Origin of the sequence: Ruegeria sp. HKCCD6604 (assembly GCF_013110635.1) — a bacterium.
Classification (GTDB): Bacteria; Pseudomonadota; Alphaproteobacteria; order Rhodobacterales; family Rhodobacteraceae; genus Ruegeria.
The window spans coordinates 85999-103091 of record NZ_WVQW01000008.1 but is presented as its reverse complement, the minus strand read 5'-3'; the positions used below and the strand labels follow the sequence as shown (position 1 = coordinate 103091).

The 17093-nt window shown below is 57.4% G+C and carries 21 protein-coding genes; 9 read left to right on the top strand and 12 right to left on the bottom strand.

Going from position 1 to position 17093, the window contains the following annotated elements:
• Nucleotides 1-11: 11 nt before the first annotated feature.
• The 3 genes from mnmE to GS614_RS17435 form a co-directional block, all read right to left on the bottom strand.
• The gene (mnmE, locus tag GS614_RS17445) at nt 12-1298 is read right to left on the bottom strand and encodes a tRNA uridine-5-carboxymethylaminomethyl(34) synthesis GTPase MnmE (protein ID WP_171726916.1); all 1287 of its coding nucleotides are present in this window, start codon (nt 1296-1298) and stop codon (nt 12-14) included.
• Between the two features lie 31 nt (nt 1299-1329).
• Nucleotides 1330-2601 carry a transcription termination factor Rho gene (gene rho, locus GS614_RS17440; RefSeq protein WP_170345848.1) on the bottom strand — a complete coding sequence of 424 codons (1272 nt, stop codon included), beginning with the start codon at nt 2599-2601 and terminating at the stop codon, nt 1330-1332.
• A gap of 122 nt (nt 2602-2723) precedes the next feature.
• Nucleotides 2724-3173: a CopD family protein gene (locus GS614_RS17435; RefSeq protein WP_171726915.1), complete on the bottom strand. Its 450-nt coding sequence runs from the start codon at nt 3171-3173 to the stop codon at nt 2724-2726.
• A 404-nt stretch (nt 3174-3577) separates the two neighbouring features.
• Here GS614_RS17435 and GS614_RS17430 point away from each other — a divergent pair, with 404 nt between their 5' ends.
• From GS614_RS17430 to dnaQ, 4 genes are read left to right on the top strand one after another with little or no spacing between them, the layout of a single operon-like run.
• The gene (locus tag GS614_RS17430; RefSeq protein ID WP_171726914.1) at nt 3578-4177 is read left to right on the top strand and encodes a nucleoside triphosphate pyrophosphatase; all 600 of its coding nucleotides are present in this window, start codon (nt 3578-3580) and stop codon (nt 4175-4177) included.
• A complete protein-coding gene (locus tag GS614_RS17425; protein WP_171616643.1) occupies nt 4174-5007 on the top strand; it encodes a shikimate dehydrogenase in 834 nt (277 codons plus the stop codon). Before GS614_RS17430 ends, GS614_RS17425 begins: the two co-directional genes overlap by 4 nt.
• On the top strand, nt 5004-5597 hold the full coding sequence (coaE, locus tag GS614_RS17420) for a dephospho-CoA kinase (RefSeq protein ID WP_171726913.1): 594 nt from the start codon (nt 5004-5006) through the stop codon (nt 5595-5597). The genes GS614_RS17425 and coaE overlap by 4 nt, the downstream gene beginning before the upstream one ends.
• The gene (gene dnaQ, locus GS614_RS17415) at nt 5590-6312 is read left to right on the top strand and encodes a DNA polymerase III subunit epsilon (protein ID WP_152459619.1); all 723 of its coding nucleotides are present in this window, start codon (nt 5590-5592) and stop codon (nt 6310-6312) included. Before coaE ends, dnaQ begins: the two co-directional genes overlap by 8 nt.
• Before the next feature lie 24 nt (nt 6313-6336).
• Here the strand turns inward: dnaQ and secB are convergent, their stop codons facing one another.
• Both secB and GS614_RS17405 read right to left on the bottom strand, forming a co-directional pair.
• Nucleotides 6337-6837: a protein-export chaperone SecB gene (gene secB, locus GS614_RS17410; protein ID WP_152459620.1), complete on the bottom strand. Its 501-nt coding sequence runs from the start codon at nt 6835-6837 to the stop codon at nt 6337-6339.
• Nucleotides 6838-6891: 54 nt separating this feature from the next.
• On the bottom strand, nt 6892-7392 hold the full coding sequence (locus GS614_RS17405) for an FxsA family protein (RefSeq protein WP_171726912.1): 501 nt from the start codon (nt 7390-7392) through the stop codon (nt 6892-6894).
• Nucleotides 7393-7500: 108 nt separating this feature from the next.
• Here GS614_RS17405 and GS614_RS17400 point away from each other — a divergent pair, with 108 nt between their 5' ends.
• The 3 genes from GS614_RS17400 to GS614_RS17390 are packed head-to-tail and all read left to right on the top strand — an operon-like array spanning nt 7501 to nt 9784.
• Nucleotides 7501-8160 carry a Tim44/TimA family putative adaptor protein gene (locus GS614_RS17400; protein WP_152459622.1) on the top strand — a complete coding sequence of 220 codons (660 nt, stop codon included), beginning with the start codon at nt 7501-7503 and terminating at the stop codon, nt 8158-8160.
• Nucleotides 8157-9197: a murein transglycosylase A gene (locus GS614_RS17395; protein WP_171726911.1), complete on the top strand. Its 1041-nt coding sequence runs from the start codon at nt 8157-8159 to the stop codon at nt 9195-9197. Before GS614_RS17400 ends, GS614_RS17395 begins: the two co-directional genes overlap by 4 nt.
• A complete protein-coding gene (locus GS614_RS17390; RefSeq protein WP_171230156.1) occupies nt 9197-9784 on the top strand; it encodes a Smr/MutS family protein in 588 nt (195 codons plus the stop codon). The genes GS614_RS17395 and GS614_RS17390 overlap by 1 nt, the downstream gene beginning before the upstream one ends.
• On the opposite strand, the gene GS614_RS17385 is transcribed toward GS614_RS17390, so the two are convergent.
• From GS614_RS17385 to hslU, 3 genes are all read right to left on the bottom strand, one after another.
• Entirely contained in the window at nt 9781-10998 is a 1218-nt protein-coding gene (locus tag GS614_RS17385) for an MFS transporter (RefSeq protein WP_171726910.1), read from the bottom strand. The two genes, GS614_RS17390 and GS614_RS17385, sit on opposite strands and share 4 nt — an antisense overlap.
• Nucleotides 10998-12098 (bottom strand): alpha/beta fold hydrolase, encoded by a 1101-nt coding sequence (locus tag GS614_RS17380; protein WP_171726951.1) that lies wholly within the window; start codon nt 12096-12098, stop codon nt 10998-11000. The genes GS614_RS17385 and GS614_RS17380 overlap by 1 nt, the downstream gene beginning before the upstream one ends.
• A 98-nt stretch (nt 12099-12196) precedes the next feature.
• A complete protein-coding gene (gene hslU, locus GS614_RS17375) occupies nt 12197-13504 on the bottom strand; it encodes an ATP-dependent protease ATPase subunit HslU (protein ID WP_152459626.1) in 1308 nt (435 codons plus the stop codon).
• A gap of 192 nt (nt 13505-13696) precedes the next feature.
• Here hslU and GS614_RS17370 point away from each other — a divergent pair, with 192 nt between their 5' ends.
• Nucleotides 13697-14938, top strand: coding sequence for an MFS transporter (locus GS614_RS17370; protein ID WP_171116678.1), 1242 nt, complete (start codon nt 13697-13699; stop codon nt 14936-14938).
• Here the strand turns inward: GS614_RS17370 and hslV are convergent.
• Complete coding sequence (hslV, locus tag GS614_RS17365) at nt 14930-15487, bottom strand: ATP-dependent protease subunit HslV (protein WP_171171543.1); 558 nt, start codon at nt 15485-15487, stop codon at nt 14930-14932. The genes GS614_RS17370 and hslV overlap by 9 nt on opposite strands.
• Before the next feature lie 197 nt (nt 15488-15684).
• Between hslV and GS614_RS17360 the strand changes: the two genes are divergently transcribed.
• Nucleotides 15685-15879 (top strand): DUF1127 domain-containing protein, encoded by a 195-nt coding sequence (locus GS614_RS17360; protein ID WP_152459629.1) that lies wholly within the window; start codon nt 15685-15687, stop codon nt 15877-15879.
• A 61-nt stretch (nt 15880-15940) separates the two neighbouring features.
• Here the strand turns inward: GS614_RS17360 and GS614_RS17355 are convergent, their stop codons facing one another.
• The 3 genes from GS614_RS17355 to trxA all read right to left on the bottom strand — a co-directional run bounded on the left by GS614_RS17355 (nt 15941) and on the right by trxA (nt 17087).
• Complete coding sequence (locus GS614_RS17355) at nt 15941-16303, bottom strand: Lin0512 family protein (RefSeq protein ID WP_171330680.1); 363 nt, start codon at nt 16301-16303, stop codon at nt 15941-15943.
• A complete protein-coding gene (locus GS614_RS17350) occupies nt 16300-16650 on the bottom strand; it encodes a Lin0512 family protein (RefSeq protein ID WP_171171547.1) in 351 nt (116 codons plus the stop codon). Before GS614_RS17350 ends, GS614_RS17355 begins: the two co-directional genes overlap by 4 nt.
• A gap of 74 nt (nt 16651-16724) precedes the next feature.
• Nucleotides 16725-17087 (bottom strand): thioredoxin, encoded by a 363-nt coding sequence (gene trxA / locus GS614_RS17345; RefSeq protein WP_367396964.1) that lies wholly within the window; start codon nt 17085-17087, stop codon nt 16725-16727.
• Nucleotides 17088-17093: the final 6 nt, after the last annotated feature.

The window sequence follows — 17093 nt, the reverse complement described above, 5'->3', positions numbered from 1 at the left end:
TGAAACACTCCTTATTTTCCCAAACAGAAGCTGGAGAAGATTTCATCCAACAGAGTTTCCACGTCTATTCTGCCCACCAGGGATTCAAGGGCGCGAATGGCGGTTCTCAGCTCCTCTGCTGCGATATCATACAGGTCTGGGCCTGATTCCAGAACCGAGATTGCAGATGTGAGTGAGTCCAATGCTCTGGTGATTGCAATGCGGTGACGTTCCCGAGTTGCAATACCATGGGTAGTGGTTCGCTGACGCAGAACACACGATATATCGTCTACTAACGCATCTATTCCCTGGCCTGTTTTCCCTGACACACCCTTTTCCCCGATCCCTCTAAGATCTGCTTTGGGCAAAACATGTATATCATCTTCCCGCATCTCCACCCCTAGGTCCTTCGGTGTTTCAGACAGGAAAACGCGAAGATCGGCGGCCTCCGCTCTGCTGCGCGCTAGCTCGATACCCAGGTTTTCGACATGATCTTCGGTCTTTCGCAGCCCTGCCGTATCCAGCAAGGTCACCGGTAATCCAGCCAGATCCATTCGAACTTCGATCACATCACGCGTGGTTCCAGCATATTCCGAAGTAATGGCCGCCTCACGGCCTGCCAAGGCATTCAAAAGGGTGGATTTTCCCGCATTTGGAAGGCCGACGATCGCAACCTCGAACCCTGAACGAATTCGCTCGGCAATCTTGACTCCATCTGCCTCGCGATGAAGGTCGGACATGACGCCCTGGATCAGCTCGCGCACTTCCGGCGTGACATCGGTTGGAACTTCTTCATCAGCAAAATCGATGACAGCCTCCAACAGGGACGCAGCCCGTATCAAATCCCGACGCCACCGTTCAGCCAATGTGCCCAGCTCACCCGCCAGAATGGTCTGAGCCTGCTTCCGTTGTGCTTCCGTTTCTGCATCGATTAGATCGGCCAGGCCTTCAACCTGAGTCAGGTCCATCTTGCCGTTTTCCAGCGCTCGGCGTGTGAACTCACCCGGTTCAGCGATGCGCAACCCTTCTGTATCCGACAGGCAGCGCAGAACGGCGTTGACAGAGGCGGTGCTTCCATGAATCTGAAGCTCGGCCACGTCCTCACCGGTAAAACTGGCCGGAGCCTGGAAGGTCAAGACCAATCCGTCGTCCAAACGTGCTCCGCCATGATCGGTCAGAGTGCGCAGGACCATGCCACGCTTTGGCAGCGCTCCACCCGTCAGGCGCGCCGCTGCTGAATGGGAGTCCTGACCCGAGAGGCGGATGACCGCCACCCCGGCTTTGCCCTGCGCGCTGGCCAAGGCGAATATCGTATCCATTCGAAGGCCTCGCTAGAGTTAAAGACCAATGTCAGGTGTTCATGGAATCGAAGAATTCGCTGTTTGTCTTTGTCTGCTTCAACTTGGACAACAAGAACTCGATTGCGTCGGTCGTGCCCATCGGGTTGAGGATACGCCGCAGAACGAAGGTCTTGGCCAGATCACCCTTGTCGACCAGAAGATCCTCTTTCCGCGTGCCGGATTTGAGGATGTCGATGGCCGGGAACACTCGCTTGTCCGCGATCTTGCGATCCAGAACGATTTCCGAGTTGCCTGTACCTTTGAATTCTTCAAAGATGACCTCGTCCATCCGGCTGCCGGTATCAATCAGTGCGGTTGCGATGATGGTCAGCGATCCGCCTTCCTCGATGTTCCGCGCCGCACCAAAGAACCGCTTGGGCCGTTGCAGGGCGTTTGCGTCCACACCACCGGTCAGAACTTTACCCGAGGATGGGACCACGGTGTTAAAAGCCCTACCAAGCCTTGTGATCGAGTCGAGAAGGATAACAACATCTCGTTTGTGTTCGACCAGACGCTTGGCTTTTTCGATCACCATTTCCGACACGGCAACGTGACGCGACGCCGGTTCATCAAAGGTCGAGGACACCACCTCGCCCTTCACAGACCGCTGCATGTCCGTCACCTCTTCGGGGCGTTCGTCGATCAGCAGCACGATCAGGTAGCATTCCGGGTGGTTGCGCTCGATCGAATGCGCGATGTTTTGCAGGATCACCGTCTTACCGGTGCGCGGCGGCGCCACGATCAACGACCGCTGGCCCTTGCCGATCGGCGCGACCAGGTCGATCACCCGTGCGGACTTGTCCTTGATGGTCGGATCCTCGATTTCCATCTTCAGCCGCTCATCCGGATAAAGCGGCGTCAGGTTGTCGAACAGGATCTTGTGCTTGGCCTTTTCCGGGTCTTCGAAGTTGATCTTGGTCACCTTCGTCAGCGCGAAATAGCGCTCATTCTCATCCGGGGCTTTGATCTCGCCTTCCACGGTATCCCCTGTCCGCAATGAGTGCTGGCGGATCATCTCGGGTGAGACATAGATGTCATCCGGGCCGGGCAGATAGTTCGCCTCGGGCGAGCGCAGGAAGCCGAAACCGTCCTGAAGCACTTCAAGCACGCCATCGCCACCAACGGTCCAGCCTTCATCCGCGCGTTCACGCAGGATCTGGAACATCATCTCGCCCTTGCGCATGGTCGAGGCGTTTTCGATCTCCAGCTCTTCGGCCATCGCCAGAAGGTCTTTGGGGCTTTTGGCTTTCAGATCAGCAAGATTCAGGGATTCGGTTGTCATGATATATACCTTCACCGCTGACAGTGCGGCACGAAGTGGAAATTCAGTATGGAAGATACGCCGCCCGGACGGGCGTGTTGATCCCTACATAAGCGCAGTGAGGGGCGGAGTCAAACAGGCCCTCAGAACTTCAGAACAACCGCCAGAACGATGGCAACCATCAAAACGGTCGGGACCTCGTTCATCATGCGAAACTGCCGCCCAGTGAGCTTGTTTCGCCCTTCCAGAAAATCCTTGCGTCGCGCCATCAGCCAGTGATGGAACCAGGTCATGCCGATCACGGCAGCGCCCTTGACCCAGGGCCAGCTCCAGTCCCACCCCACGATGCCCGGCGTAAACACCATGATCAAACCACAAACCCAGGCAACGATCATCGCCGGTCTCATGATCACACGCAGCAGCTTTTCTTCCATTTCAAAGAAAATGTCCTGTGCGCCTTCTACGGCCTGTGCCTTTTCGACGTGATAGACAAACAACCTGGGCAGATAGAAGAGGCCCGCCATCCACGAAATCACCGCCATGATATGGAGCGATTTCACCCATGGGTACAAAGTGAACAGAAGATCGGTCATTTCGGCTCCGGGCGTTGTTCGGGACCCTCCCTAATAAAAAAATAAGAAAAGAAAAAGGATGATGGTTTTGTAGGGTGAGTAAAATCCGTGGATTACTTTTTTACACAAGTGTTTTCCCCAGGTGGACAGAACATGGATTTTTTCATGTGATTCTGTTGGTGGATATTTTTATCATTTAAAATCAATTATTTATTATCAGTATTCCTTGTTCCACTTGGGGATAACTGGTAGGAGAATTTGGGATATCGGGCTTTTCCAGAGAAACTGACTTATCCTTGTCCGGACGGGATGGGATTTGAGCGACTCGGGGATCTCTGGCGCGAAATCCCCGGGGTTGCGTGTCAACTGGAAAACCATACAAAGCACCCCTGAACTCTCAATGATTTGCACACGGGGTTTTCCACATGTCTGTCCCCATTCTTCTTGCTTCCGGGTCTGCCATTCGCGCGCAGCTGCTTGAAAATGCAGGCGTACCGTTTTTGGTTCAAACCGCGCGCGTGGATGAAGAGACGGCCAAACGCGCCCTGCTGGCTGAAAACGCATCTCCACGGGACATTGCCGACACACTCGCAGAAATGAAGGCGCGGAAAGTCAGCGACAAAAACCCCGGTGCCATGGTCCTGGGATGCGATCAGGTTCTGGATTTTGACGGTCAGCTGATGTCAAAGCCGGAAACCCCCGAACAGGCGTTGGCCCAGCTGAAAGCCATGCGTGGCAAGCGTCACATGCTTTTGTCCGCAGCGGTGATCTATCAGAATGCTCAGCCGGTCTGGCGGCATGTGGGGCAGGTACGATTGCGGATGCGGGCCAGTTCCGATGCCTATCTGAAAGATTACGTCGCGCGAAACTGGGACAGTATCCGCCACGCCGTCGGAGCTTACAAGCTGGAGGAAGAAGGTGTCCGCCTGTTCGCCACCATTGACGGCGACTATTTTAACGTTTTGGGTATGCCCCTGTTGGAGCTGCTCAACTTTCTGGCTGTCAAAGGGGTAATCGATCAATGACGGACTATCGGGTTCCTTTGGCCGGTGTGATTGGACATCCCATTGGTCACTCACGATCCCCCAAACTGCATGGTCATTGGCTGAAGACATACGGTCTTGCCGGTCACTACATCCCGATGGATGTGGCGCCCGCCGACCTGGAAACTGTGTTGCGCACCCTGCCCAGGGCGGGTTTTGTCGGCGCCAATGTGACCGTTCCCCACAAGGAAGCCGCCCTGAAGATCGCGGATCATGCGTCTGACCGTGCGACGGTGATAGGTGCGGCGAACACTCTGGTGTTTCGTGAAGATGGCTCGATCCACGCGGATAACACTGACGGATACGGGTTCATGGAGAATCTTCGCACCGGTGCGCCGGACTGGAATGCAAAGGACGGGCCAGCTGTTGTATTCGGGGCCGGAGGGGCCGCGCGCGCCGTGTTGCAGGCATTGTCTGACGCGGGTGTTCCGGAAATCCTGCTGACCAACCGAACCCGCGCCCGTGCGGATCATCTGAAAGAGGAATTCGGTCAACGTATCCGCGTGGTGGATTGGGTTCAGGCCGGAAATGTCATCGAAAACGCAGAACTCGTGGTGAACACCACCTCGTTGGGCATGCAGGGCCAACCGGAATTGCGGGTTCCGCTTGATGGGTTGCAGCCCGGTGCCGTGGTGACGGATCTGGTTTATGCGCCATTGAAAACCCGCCTGTTGCAAACCGCTGAACAGGCTGGATGCACCGCAGTCGATGGGCTGGGCATGTTGTTGCATCAGGCAGTGCCCGGTTTTGAACGCTGGTTCGGCGTGCGCCCCGAAGTTGATGCTGATGCACGTGCGGCGGCCATGGCATGAATTTTGCGCTTGGCCTGACCGGTTCCATCGGCATGGGGAAAAGCACAACGGCGCAGATGTTCGTCGAAGAAGGTTGTGCCTTGTGGGATGCGGATGCGGCGGTGCATCGCCTGTATTCCAGGGGGGGCGCGGCCGTTGGCCCCATGGAACGATTGTTTCCGTCGGCCATTCAGGACGGTGCGGTCAACCGGGAGGCGCTAAAGCAGATAATTGCCGCCGATCCTGCTGCGCTGAAGGCCATCGAAGCCATCGTCCACCCTCTGGTCGCTGCTGACCGCATAGCATTTCGTGAAGCCGCGACAAACGACATCTTGGTGTTCGACATTCCGCTTTTGTTTGAAACGGGCGGTGACGTGGCGATGGACGCGGTGGCTTGTGTTTCGATCCCGGCCGACGAGCAAAAGCGGCGTGTCATGGAACGGGGCACAATGACCGAGGCGCAGTTCGAGCAAATCCGAGCCAAGCAGATGCCGAATGAAGAAAAATGCGCGCGGTCGGATTACGTCATCGTGACCGACACTCTGGACCACGCCCGCGCGCAGGTGCAGGATGTGGTCAGGCAGATACGGGCGGGGATGGCAGATGCGTGAAATTGTACTCGACACCGAAACCACGGGTTTCGATCCTGAAAGCGGTGATCGGATCGTGGAAATCGGCGCCGTTGAACTGTGGAACCACGTCGCAACGGGTGAGACGTATCACGTCTATATCAACCCCGAACGTTCGATGCCGGAAGAGGCATTTGGCGTGCATGGCATCGGCCCGGACCTGTTGGAAAACCCACGCCCGCCCGAAAAGGGTGAAGTGACGCTGAAAGACAAACCGGTTTTTGCCAAGATCGGTCACGCTTTTCGCGAATTCGTCGGCGATGCGCGGCTGGTGATCCACAATGCATCTTTCGACATGAAGTTCCTGAATGCCGAACTGAAATGGATGGGTGCCCCGCTCATCCCGATGGAACAGGCGCTGGATACGCTAGCGATTGCGCGCAAACGGTTTCCCGGTTCGCCGGCCTCACTGGATGCGCTTTGCCGTCGCTTCAATATCGACAACTCGAACCGTGTACTGCACGGCGCGTTGCTCGACTCTGAAATCCTGGCCGAGGTTTATCTTGAGCTGATCGGAGGACGACAGCCCGATTTTGGACTGTCAACATCTGCATCATCCGTGGCAGGCGGCGGCGATGATTGGCGACCGGCACCACGAGCAACGCCACTGCCGTCTCGTATTACCGAGGATGAACGCGCGGCACATGATGCATTCATAGAAAAACTGGGCGACAATGCCCTATGGACCCGCACCTGACCCTGTCAGGCACGGGCCAAACCCTTAGGCATCTGTCTTCTGGGACTGTTCGGCCTGACGACGCATCAGTTCGTTGCGGTACAGGGCGACGAAATCGATATTGTCCAGATTCACCGGTGGGAAACCGCCGTCGCGGGTGATGTCGCTGACGATGCGGCGCAGGAACGGGAACAGCATCCGCGGGCATTCGATCATCAGGAACGGGTGCAACTGGTCTTCCGGCACACCTTCCACGTGGAACAGGCCGCAATAGTCCAGTTCACACAGGAACAGAACGTCTTCCAAACCTTTGGCTTTGGATGTCAGGTTCAGCTTGATCGACACTTCGAACTGGTGGTCTGCCGGGCGCTTCTTGGCGTCCAGATTCACCTGAACCGCGATTTCGGGCTGTACGTCACCGGAAACACCCTTCTGGGCCATCACGTTTTCAAAGGACATGTCGCGGATGAACTGCCCCAGAACACGCATCTGAACTTGCGGGGCGGCTTTGGCCGCAGTGTTTTCTGCAGCTTTTTCTTCGGCCATGGATCTACTCCAAAAATGAAATTCGCCACTGCTTATCAAGTTGGGCGCGGCACCTCAATGCCGGTGGGGGCCTTCCACCCATTTAGACGGCTTTGACGGATCATTTTTCGGGCGGACCTCGGTAAAGTCGCCGTCTATGATGTCACCCTGATCGAACGGATTTTCCCGTGACCGAAAACCGGGGCCCTGACCCATCTGAAACTGGGCAACGGTGACTTTCGATCTGAGGTACCTGAAAACCGCAACCCGTACGCCCGGAACAAGCAACGCAAATCCAATGGCATCAGTGAAAAATCCCGGTGTAAGCAACAAAGCACCCGACAACAGGATCATCGCACCATGCGCCAGCGGCTCGGTCGGGTCGTCCAGTTCGGCAAACGACCGTTGCAGGTTTCCCAACGCCATGCGACCTTGTGTCCGCACCAAAACAGTGCCCAAAACCGCCGTCAGTACTACGATGGCAAGGGTTGGCCACAAGCCGATCAACCCGCCAACCTGAATAAACAGCGCAATCTCGATGATGGGCACCAACAAAAATGCCAAGAACAGATACATTTGCGTTATCCTTTCCCTTAGGCCGGGCTGTGGACTTGCCACCTACGGTCACCTACATAGTGGCATGAGGCCGCGTATACAAAGCCGCGGTTCTGAAAAGAGGATGAAATGAACGAACCCATGATCCAGTTGCTGGTCCTGGCCGGAATTGCCGTTTTCCTGATCCTGCGCCTCAAGAGCGTGTTGGGCACGCGTGAAGGTTTTGAGAAACCGCCTGTGCAGCAGCAGCCCGAAGCGCATAAGTCGCGCCGCGATTTCGAAGTGATCGAAGGCGGCCCGGATCATGACATCACAGACCATGTCCCGGAAGACAGCGAGCTGGCACAGACGCTGGCGGCGATGAAACGCGTTGAACCCGGTTTTTCCGTCACCGAGTTTGTTCAGGGTGCGCGCGGTGCCTATGAAATGATCGTGATGGGGTTTGAGAAGGGCAACCTGGACGAGATCCAGCCATTCCTGTCGGAAGAAGTTTTTGAATCCTTCGTTGCGGGCGTCGCCGCACGAGAAGATCAGGGCCTGACGATCGAGGCCGAGTTCATCGGTGTCCGAGAGACAACCCTGACGGATGTGAAGTTCGACAAGGATACCAATCAGGCCGAGATCACCATGAAATTCGTGGGTGAACTGACATCGGTCGTGCGGGATCGCGGTGGCGATATCGTCGAAGGCAGCCCCAACACCGTGAAACGCCAAAAGGACAGCTGGACCTTTGCCCGTGTGATGGGCAAGGACGATCCGAACTGGCTGCTTGTTGCCACGGACGCATGATTGCCACGCTCCGGTCGCTTTTACTGGTGGGTGCAATGACCACTACCAGCGCTGCCGGGGCCGAGGCAACGCGATCCATTCTGTCGTTCGATGATCTGCGTGGCTGGGCCGAGGATGACCACGGTGCAGCCCTGTCAGTTTTTCTGAACACCTGCGGGGATCTGAAGGATCCCGATTGGCGGGCCCTGTGCGGTGTGGCAAGAACCTATGATGCCGAAGCGGCACGGTCGTTCTTTGAGCTCTTTTTTCGCCCTGTTCTGGTCGAGGATGGTGAGGATGCCCTGTTCACGGGGTATTTCGAACCCGAACTTGATGGTGCGCGTACCCGGACGGATCGTTTCAAGTATCCCATCTACAAAATGCCGCCCGAGGCCCGCGCTGAGGGGCCCTGGCTGAGCCGGCGAGAAATCCTGACCAGTGATGTCATGCAGGGCCGCGGGCTTGAGATTGCCTGGGTCGATGACCCCGTAGAGTTGTTTTTTCTGCAAATCCAGGGTTCGGGCCGCGTTCGATTGCCGGATGGCGGCGCTTTGCGCGTCGGGTATGGCGGTGCGAACGGGCATCCCTATAGGTCAATTGGCGTGGAACTGGTGCGGCGCGGCATTCTTGGCGCGCATGAGGTCAGCGCCCAGATGATCCGCGCCTGGGTGCGCAAGAACCCCGAGGCCGGCGCGGAATTGCTGCTCCACAACCCATCATACGTGTTCTTCCGCGAAGTTTCACGTGTCGCGCCCGAGCTTGGGCCGCTGGGCGCCATGAACCGATCTGTCACGACCATGCGCAGCATCGCGGTTGATCCCGCCTATACCCCGCTGGGTGCGCCGGTTTGGGTGGAAAAGGACGGCAAGGAATCGATCCGCCGCCTGATGATCGCGCAGGATACAGGTGCGGCCATCAAAGGCGCGCAACGGGCTGATATCTTTTTCGGAACGGGGGACGAAGCCGGTCAGGCCGCGGGCAAGCTGAAGGATCCCGGTCGGATGGTGCTGTTGCTGCCCATCCAGCGTGCCTATGCCCTGCTGCCGGATGAATTCTGATGACCCGGCGCAAACTGACAAGCGAAGAGATCGAGCTGTGGCGCAAGGTCGCCAAACAAGCCGAGAGGCTGCACCCGGAAATCCCGCAGACGATCCATCCAACCTCTTTGCCGAAACCCAAGCCCAAGAAAACCCCGAAACCCCGTTTTCAGGCATTCGAACTTGGACAGGCCCATCAGTCGAAACCGAAACCGAACGACCTGAAGCCCACGGTGACGGATGCGTTGCGCAATGCACCGGTTCAAATGGACAACAAGGCCTTTGGCCGGATGAAGCGCGGCAAGCTGAAACCCGAAGGCAAGCTGGATCTGCACGGTATGCGGGTGGCTTCGGCCCATCCGGCGCTGATCCGATTCATCCTGAGCGCGCAAGCACAGGGCAAGCGTCTGGTTTTGGTCGTGACCGGCAAAGGCAAGGATCGGGACGAGCCCGGTCCAATTCCGACGCCGCGCGGTGTTCTGCGTAATCAGGTTCCTCACTGGTTGTCGATCCCACCGCTGGCGCAGGCGGTGTTGCAGGTCACGCCGGCTCATATCAGCCACGGCGGAGACGGGGCGTATTACGTGTATCTCAGGCGGGTGCGTTAAAGGTCGCGACACGCGCGGGAAATACCGACCCAAACAAGGCTGCATACCAGCACGAAGAACAGGCCAATCCAGAAAAACTGAATGCTCAGCGGGATACCAAGGTCAATCAGAACGCCGGTCAGACCGGGGCCGATGGCTGACCCCAGTACCATGACAGCCGCAGCCATCGCCTTGATGGCCCCGATATGCCGGGTCCCGTAGAATTCTGCCCAGAACGCGCTGGGCAACGTGCTGTTCGCTCCGACCGTCAGGCCAAGAAACACCAACCCGATCGTCGCGCCGCTGATTGATTCAGTCATGCCCAGAACCACAAACCCAACCGCCATCGGAAGCTGATAGAATGGCATGATGCGCGCAGTGCCCCATTTGTCCAATGCCCAGCCCGCAGCAAACATCGACAGCAGTGATACTCCGGTAAAGATCGGGAACAGAGCGACCAGTTGGATATGCTGCCAGCCTTTGACCTCGGCGAAATAGACCTGATGGAAGAAAAACGCGGTGATGAATGCCGATGGCGCAAGCACGGCGGGCACCATGAACCAGAACAAGGGGTCAAACAACGCGTCGCGACGGCTCCAGTGGCGACCCTGCATCCCAATGGCAGAGGATTCGCTGGCAAGGCTTTGCGGTGTTCGTTCCTCGCGCAACAGCCGCATCAGAACGGGAATTCCCAAGGCAGTCATCCCCGCCGCGACGACCCACAGCCAACGCCAGTCCAGGTAAACCATGGCTGCAACAAAGATCAGGGGCAGCAGGGCCTCACCGATGGCATAGCCGATGGATGCAATGGAAAGCGCCTTGCCCCGCGTGACCGTAAACCACCGCGCCATGGCGACCGCGGCCAGATGTGTGCTCATCCCCTGACCCAGCAGGCGCAACAGAAAAATCACCACTGGCAACAGGAGCAGCCAGGTATTCAGCGCCATGACAAGGGCGGCCAGGGCCAACCCAGCCAGAACCGCCGGACCCAGCACCCGGACGCGAAAGATATCCGTCAGCCCTCCGGCCCAGATCATCACGATGGCCGACAGGGTTGTGCCCAATGTGTATAGCCCACCCCACGCACCGTGGCCGAGGCCGAATTCCGCGCGGATTTCACCGGCAAAGATCGAGATGAAGAATGTCTGCCCGAAGCTGGATAAAAATGTCAGAAGAACGCCGGCGCCAAGCCAGGTGGCATTGTCCAGAAGATACCGACGCAGCTTGAACCGCATCACGGAGTGGTAACCTGTGCCTGCCCAGTTTCCGTCAGAACAATTTCAGTGGCCCCGTCTGGATTGCGCTCGCTGGGTGGCACCAGAATATCAATGGCCGGTCGGTCTTCCCGCCCGAAGGTATTGTTGACACGCCGCAACGAGTTGAGGATCGACAACAAAGCCGGAGAGGTCGCGGCAACGAAATGCGAGGATGCCGCGTCACTGTTGAAAGCAGTCGTGTCGATCACGCTGATCGGGAATTCCTCGAGCGAGTCAACCGAACTGATGTTCCCCAACCGCTGGCCCTCATCCGTGCCACGCAAACGGCCCGAGATGTTCAGGATCTTGTCCTTTTGCGACACCATTACGATGAACGGATCGGGGGGGTTGTCGATACGTTTCATCTGCGAGCGAAACAGATCAAGATCAAGGTCAGGCGAGATCAGAACGACCCCTTCGATGTTTCGCTTGGCCCAGCCGGGTTCCTGCAATTCGGTTTGCCGCATCATCTCCATCGTCAACGCGCCGCCCATGGAATGCGCGACCAGAATAACGCGTTTGACACCCATGGCTTTCAGTTCGCGGATGGTCTGTTCCAACCCGTCGCGGGCGAACAGCATACTGTCCAGATCATAGGCATATCCATAGCCCGTCGCGCGGCTGGGCCAGGAATACACCAGCGTTGATCCGGGGAGGCCGATGTCATGTGTTAGCTGCGCCGCGCGGAAGATCGTTTCGGTTTGAGTCGAATTGTAGCCGTGCACAAAGATAGTGACGTCATCCTGTCCTCGCAGGTGTTTGCGCAGCCCCTGCGGTCCATCCAACTCGGTCACGTCTGCCAGAACGAATTCTTTCCGCGGATTCGGGTTCGCGTAGGAGAAGCGGAGAGTACCCGGAGTATGTGTGGGTGGAATAGAAACCGTCGTTTCCAGGAACCTGAGCGTTTCACCGCGTCGGAATCCATAGGATCCATCGGCCTCACGCGCGCGGGTCGTGCTTGCGAAGATGGTTTCAGGTGTTCCGATGTTCACGGCACCGGGCACGACCTCGGACACCGTCCGGTCGACACAGGCGTTGAGCGAAAGGGATATGAACAGAATGACGAAGTATCGCAGCACGGGCCAGACCTCGGGGTGACTTGTGCACACGCTATCCTATTCTTGCCCGACGTCCAGCATGGCAAGACCAAAACAACGGCAAAAAACGGCTGGCCGTGTTACAAAACGTAACGGCTCAGATCAGAAGACTTGGTCAATTCACCAAGATTGTCGCTGACGAACTGTGCATCAACGGTGATCTCCGAACCGGCTTTGTCCGGTGCAGCGAAGGACAGTTCTTCGAAAACCCGCTCCATGACCGTGTAAAGCCGCCGCGCGCCGATGTTTTCGATGCTCTGGTTCACGTCAGCCGCAATCTTCGCCAACGCCGCGATGCCGTCCTCGGTAAAGCTGACGGTCACGTCTTCGGTGCCCATCAACGCCGTGTATTGCAAGGTCAGGGCATTGTCGGTTTCGGTCAGGATGCGCACGAAGTCTTCTTCGGTCAGGGCGCGCAGTTCGACGCGGATCGGCAGGCGCCCTTGCAATTCCGGCAACAGATCCGACGGTTTGGCGATGTGAAACGCACCCGAGGCGATGAACAGGATATGATCCGTTTTGACCGGGCCGTGCTTGGTGCTGACGGTGGTTCCCTCGATCAAGGGCAGAAGGTCGCGCTGCACGCCTTCGCGGCTGACATCGCCGCCGCGTGCGTCAGAGCGGGCGCACACCTTGTCGATCTCATCCAGAAATACGATGCCGTTCTGTTCGACGGATTCCAACGCGGTGCGGGTGACGGTTTCATCATCCAGCAGCTTGTCGGCCTCTTCCCCGATCAGCGCATCATAGCTTTCGGCGACGGTCATGCGTTTCTTGACGGTCCGTCCACCAAAGGCCTTGCCGAAAATGTCGCCCAGATTCATCATGCCCATCTGACCGCCCGGCTGCCCCGGAATGTCGAACATCGGCATCGGGTTCGAGGTGTCGGACAGTTCCAGCTCGATCACCGTGTCGTCCAGTTCGCCGGCTTTCAGCTTTTTGCGGAACATCTCGCGCGTGCCTTCGCGCGCATCCGCGCCTGCAATGGCTTCGATCACCCGATCTTCGGCGGCCTGATGGGCTTTGGCCTTGACGTCTTCGCGCATGAACTCGCGGGTTTGCAGGATGGCCGCATCTGCCAGATCGCGCACAATCTGTTCCACATCACGACCGACATATCCGACTTCGGTGAACTTGGTGGCCTCGACCTTGATAAACGGCGCGCGTGCCAGTTTGGCCAGACGGCGGCTGATTTCGGTCTTGCCAACGCCGGTGGGGCCGATCATCAGGATGTTCTTGGGATAGACTTCCTCCCGGATGTCGTCCGGCAATTGCTTGCGGCGCCAGCGATTGCGCAGGGCGACGGCTACGGCGCGCTTGGCGTCCTTCTGCCCGATGATGAAGCGATCCAGTTCCGAGACAATCTCGCGCGGGGTTAGGTCGGTCAAAGGGCAGTCCTTTCGGTCGGCATTTGTGTCATGCGGCTTAGGTAATCACCGCGCGGGCGAAAACAACCAAGCCTGTATTCATGGCCGCGTTGGTTAGCAATGCCGGCTCAGGTTTGCAAATGCTTTGCTTGGGGAATGCGCGAACCCTCTGCTACAGTGATTTCAAGGGTTTGAGGGTCAGGAGCGTAAGACATGACAAATATTGCCAAGATTACCCTTCTGTTTGTGGTGTTTGTGGATCTGATCGGACAGGGGCTGGTCTTTCCGATCATCAACTCGCTGATCATGGAAACGAAATCCGGGTTTCTGCCCGAAAACACGCCCGAGGGGCGCAGGCATTTCTATTACGGCCTCGTGATCGGGTGCTTTTTCCTGTCCTGGTTTTTGGGCGTTGTCTATGTTTCGAAAGTATCGGATTCGATCGGGCGCAAGAACGCTTTGCTGGTGTGCCTGGGCGGTGCTCTGGCCGGGTATGCCCTGACCATTGCCGCGCTTTATCTCAACAGCCTTCTTCTGCTGATCGTCGGGCGTTCGATCACCGGATTTACTGCGGGCAACCAACCCATTGCGCAAGCGGCGATGATCGACGGCAGCACCGACGCGACAGACCGGGACCGGAACATGGGTTATATCGTGACGGGCGTCAGCTTTGGCCTTGTGGGCGGGCCGATCATCGGCGCGGTCTTGTCTGACGCCGCCCTGCTGGGCGGTTTCGCCACGCTGAGAACGCCTTTTTACGGCGCATTTGTCCTTGTGCTGATTGCAATCTTTCTGGTCCTGTTTTTCTTCCAGGATACCCGAACGGATCGCGCGCCCTTTGTCTTCCGTCCCCGTGACATAACAGACAGCCTGATGGCGGTGCGTGGTCATCCGATGGTGTTGAAGATCCTGCCGGTCTATTCGTTCTTCATGATCGCCAATGTCACCTTCTACGTCTTTGTCGACAATTTCCTGACCAGCGCCTTCGGATACGGAGTCATCGGCGGCAGTATGGCGATGGTCGTCATCGGTGTGGCGCTGGCCTTCTCCAGCACGTTCCTGGTGAAACCCGCGCAAGAGAAATTCAGCAAACATGCGATAATCCACACGTCACTCATCGTCATGGTGATCTGCGGTTTCGCGTTCGCCTTCAGCCCAAGCGGCGTGTTCAGTTATGTGCCGGTCTTTTTCTTCTATTTCCTGTTCGGAATCGCCTACCCCACCATGCTTGGGCTGTTCTCTTCCAGCGTCAGCGAAGCGGATCAGGGCTGGGTCATGGGTGTGACCACTGCCGTGTTCTGCCTTGCGGGCGGGATCATGTCGCTGATCGGGGGCGGATTGATGAGCATCGATATCCGCGTGCCCTACTACATCGTGATCATCGCAGCGATCATTGGCCTGATCGGCATGCATCGCCGCTGGAAAGGCAAGGAGATCTCGGCGCTGTTAGCCTGAGATCGTCTCAACCGTCAGATTACCATTGGTATAGACACAGATATCGGCCGCGATGGCCATTGCCTGACGCACGACCTCTTCCGCCGACTTGTCACTGTCCATCATCGCGCGGGCAGCGGCCAGGGCAAAATTGCCCCCGGACCCGATGGCAGCCACGTTGTGTTCAGGTTCCAGCACGTCACCCGCCCCGGTGATCACGAACATGTCCTTGCCGTCCGTGACGATCAGCATCGCCTCGAGCTTTTGCAGGTATTTGTCGGTACGCCAGTCTTTGGCCAATTCCACAGAAGCACGGGCAAGTTGGCCCGGTGTCGCCTCGAGCTTGGCCTCCAGCCGTTCCAGCAAGGTGAAGGCGTCGGCCGTCGACCCGGCAAAGCCGGCGACAACTTCGGACCCTCCAGGGGACAGGCGACGCACCTTGCGAGCCGTGCCCTTGATCACGGTTTGACCCAGGCTGACCTGCCCATCACCGGCTATGACGATCTGACCGTCCTTCTTGACGCCAATGATCGTCGTGCCGTGCCAACCGGGAAAGTCGTTGTCTGCCATGATCGTCTCCGTTTTCGCTGGCGGTATATATGGGCTGGGTCGCAGGTTGGCGCAACCCGTTCTTCAATTGCCTAAAAGATATGCAAAAAACGCATTCCGGGGTTACCAGACCAGCAATTGTGAGTCCGGGCATGCAGGACTACATGAGGCTTACAACCGACAACGGGTCGGCTGTTTCTTCACAAAGGACCGCGCACATGGCAACCACAGCTAACATTCATGCGCCGCTCGGAGCAGCTACCATCCTGCACGTAGTGGACGCGTTCACCAATGTCGTCAACACCGTTGTCGAATGGAAAGAATCCCGCAAAACCCGCAAACTCCTGTCGGAACTCAGCGACGCCCAGCTTGACGATATCGGCCTGAGCCGCGCAGACATCGCCGATCTCTGATGTTCCCGCAGATCAGCAACTCGAGACAGCCGCACGGATTTCCGAGCGGCTTTTTCTTTTTTCAGCCCTGAACGTATTTTCCAGAAAGATCAGGCAGAAACGCCTCGATCGCCGCAGTTGCAACCACGTGCCGCGTTCCCGCTTCTTCGTCGACAACGTCAAGCCCACCTTTGACTGCGCGAACCTCGGCCCTGCCCCGCGGCAGATCCGAGGCAACCAGATCGCAATCCACCTGTTCAGGATCCTGCACGCCGATCGTGACGCTGACGCGCATTTCGGAATGGTCGATCCCCAGCTTTGAAAACAACGTGATGGATGAATGGTGCAAAGCATCCTGCACCGCGCGGCGGGCTGCCTTGGTATAGTCCTGGCCGTAAAGATCGTTACCTGTTCCCATCTCCAGAATGATGCGTTTTTCACTCATTGTGCAGGCTCCATGTCGAAGGAAACGATCAGGGCGGCGTTGGCAATGACCGTGTGTCCGTCACTGTGGGGCTTTGCGATGTCCAGCCCGCCTTTGGTGACAGTAATGTTGGGGTGACCATAGGGAAAGACAGCTTTCAACGCTTCGGTGTCCACCTGATCCGGCTGCTGAACCCCTATTTCGGCATCAATGATCATCGCCTCTTTCGGAAACCCGAACAGTTCCGCCATGTTGACCGAGTTGTGCCAAAGCGCATCCTTGATCGCCCGCAGTGACGCCTGAGTATAGTCCATCCGGCGCAGGGATGTGCCCATCCCGAATTCCACAAGGACCCGCGTTTTTGCCATTGGTGTCTCCGATGTCTTCAATAGAAAAGGCGCCCCGATCTGAGGCGCCTTCGAGATAATCTGTTAGAACCAGATCAGATGGATTCGTCGATCCAGCTTTGCAGGGCAGCTTTGGGCGCCGCGCCCGCGCGGTTGGAAACGACCTGACCGTCCTTGAAGATGAACAGCGCGGGGATGCCACGTACACCCATGGCGGCGGCTGAGTTCGGGTTGCTGTCCACATCGACCTTGGCGATTTTGACTTTGTCGCCATACTCGGCCGCCAGCTCTTCCAGCGCAGGGCCGATTTGCTTGCAGGGGCCGCACCATTCGGCCCAGAAATCCACGACCACGGGAACGGTCGAATTCTTGACTTCGGCGTCAAAGGTGTCGTCGGTAACGGCTACGGTCGACATATTCTGTCTCCTGAATGGGGTAAACTTGGGAACAGAACGTATGTGCCG

Excerpts from the sequence above, each read along its gene's own strand:
- mnmE (WP_171726916.1), bottom strand. The coding sequence starts at position 1,298 with ATGGATACGATATTCGCCTTGGCCAGCGCGCAGGGCAAAGCCGGGGTG.
- rho (WP_170345848.1), bottom strand. The coding sequence starts at position 2,601 with ATGACAACCGAATCCCTGAATCTTGCTGATCTGAAAGCCAAAAGCCCC.
- GS614_RS17435 (WP_171726915.1), bottom strand. The coding sequence starts at position 3,173 with ATGACCGATCTTCTGTTCACTTTGTACCCATGGGTGAAATCGCTCCAT.
- GS614_RS17430 (WP_171726914.1), top strand. The coding sequence starts at position 3,578 with ATGTCTGTCCCCATTCTTCTTGCTTCCGGGTCTGCCATTCGCGCGCAG.
- GS614_RS17425 (WP_171616643.1), top strand. The coding sequence starts at position 4,174 with ATGACGGACTATCGGGTTCCTTTGGCCGGTGTGATTGGACATCCCATT.
- coaE (WP_171726913.1), top strand. The coding sequence starts at position 5,004 with ATGAATTTTGCGCTTGGCCTGACCGGTTCCATCGGCATGGGGAAAAGC.
- dnaQ (WP_152459619.1), top strand. The coding sequence starts at position 5,590 with ATGCGTGAAATTGTACTCGACACCGAAACCACGGGTTTCGATCCTGAA.
- secB (WP_152459620.1), bottom strand. The coding sequence starts at position 6,837 with ATGGCCGAAGAAAAAGCTGCAGAAAACACTGCGGCCAAAGCCGCCCCG.
- GS614_RS17405 (WP_171726912.1), bottom strand. The coding sequence starts at position 7,392 with ATGTATCTGTTCTTGGCATTTTTGTTGGTGCCCATCATCGAGATTGCG.
- GS614_RS17400 (WP_152459622.1), top strand. The coding sequence starts at position 7,501 with ATGAACGAACCCATGATCCAGTTGCTGGTCCTGGCCGGAATTGCCGTT.
- GS614_RS17395 (WP_171726911.1), top strand. The coding sequence starts at position 8,157 with ATGATTGCCACGCTCCGGTCGCTTTTACTGGTGGGTGCAATGACCACT.
- GS614_RS17390 (WP_171230156.1), top strand. The coding sequence starts at position 9,197 with ATGACCCGGCGCAAACTGACAAGCGAAGAGATCGAGCTGTGGCGCAAG.
- GS614_RS17385 (WP_171726910.1), bottom strand. The coding sequence starts at position 10,998 with ATGCGGTTCAAGCTGCGTCGGTATCTTCTGGACAATGCCACCTGGCTT.
- GS614_RS17370 (WP_171116678.1), top strand. The coding sequence starts at position 13,697 with ATGACAAATATTGCCAAGATTACCCTTCTGTTTGTGGTGTTTGTGGAT.
- hslV (WP_171171543.1), bottom strand. The coding sequence starts at position 15,487 with ATGGCAGACAACGACTTTCCCGGTTGGCACGGCACGACGATCATTGGC.
- GS614_RS17360 (WP_152459629.1), top strand. The coding sequence starts at position 15,685 with ATGGCAACCACAGCTAACATTCATGCGCCGCTCGGAGCAGCTACCATC.
- GS614_RS17355 (WP_171330680.1), bottom strand. The coding sequence starts at position 16,303 with ATGAGTGAAAAACGCATCATTCTGGAGATGGGAACAGGTAACGATCTT.
- GS614_RS17350 (WP_171171547.1), bottom strand. The coding sequence starts at position 16,650 with ATGGCAAAAACGCGGGTCCTTGTGGAATTCGGGATGGGCACATCCCTG.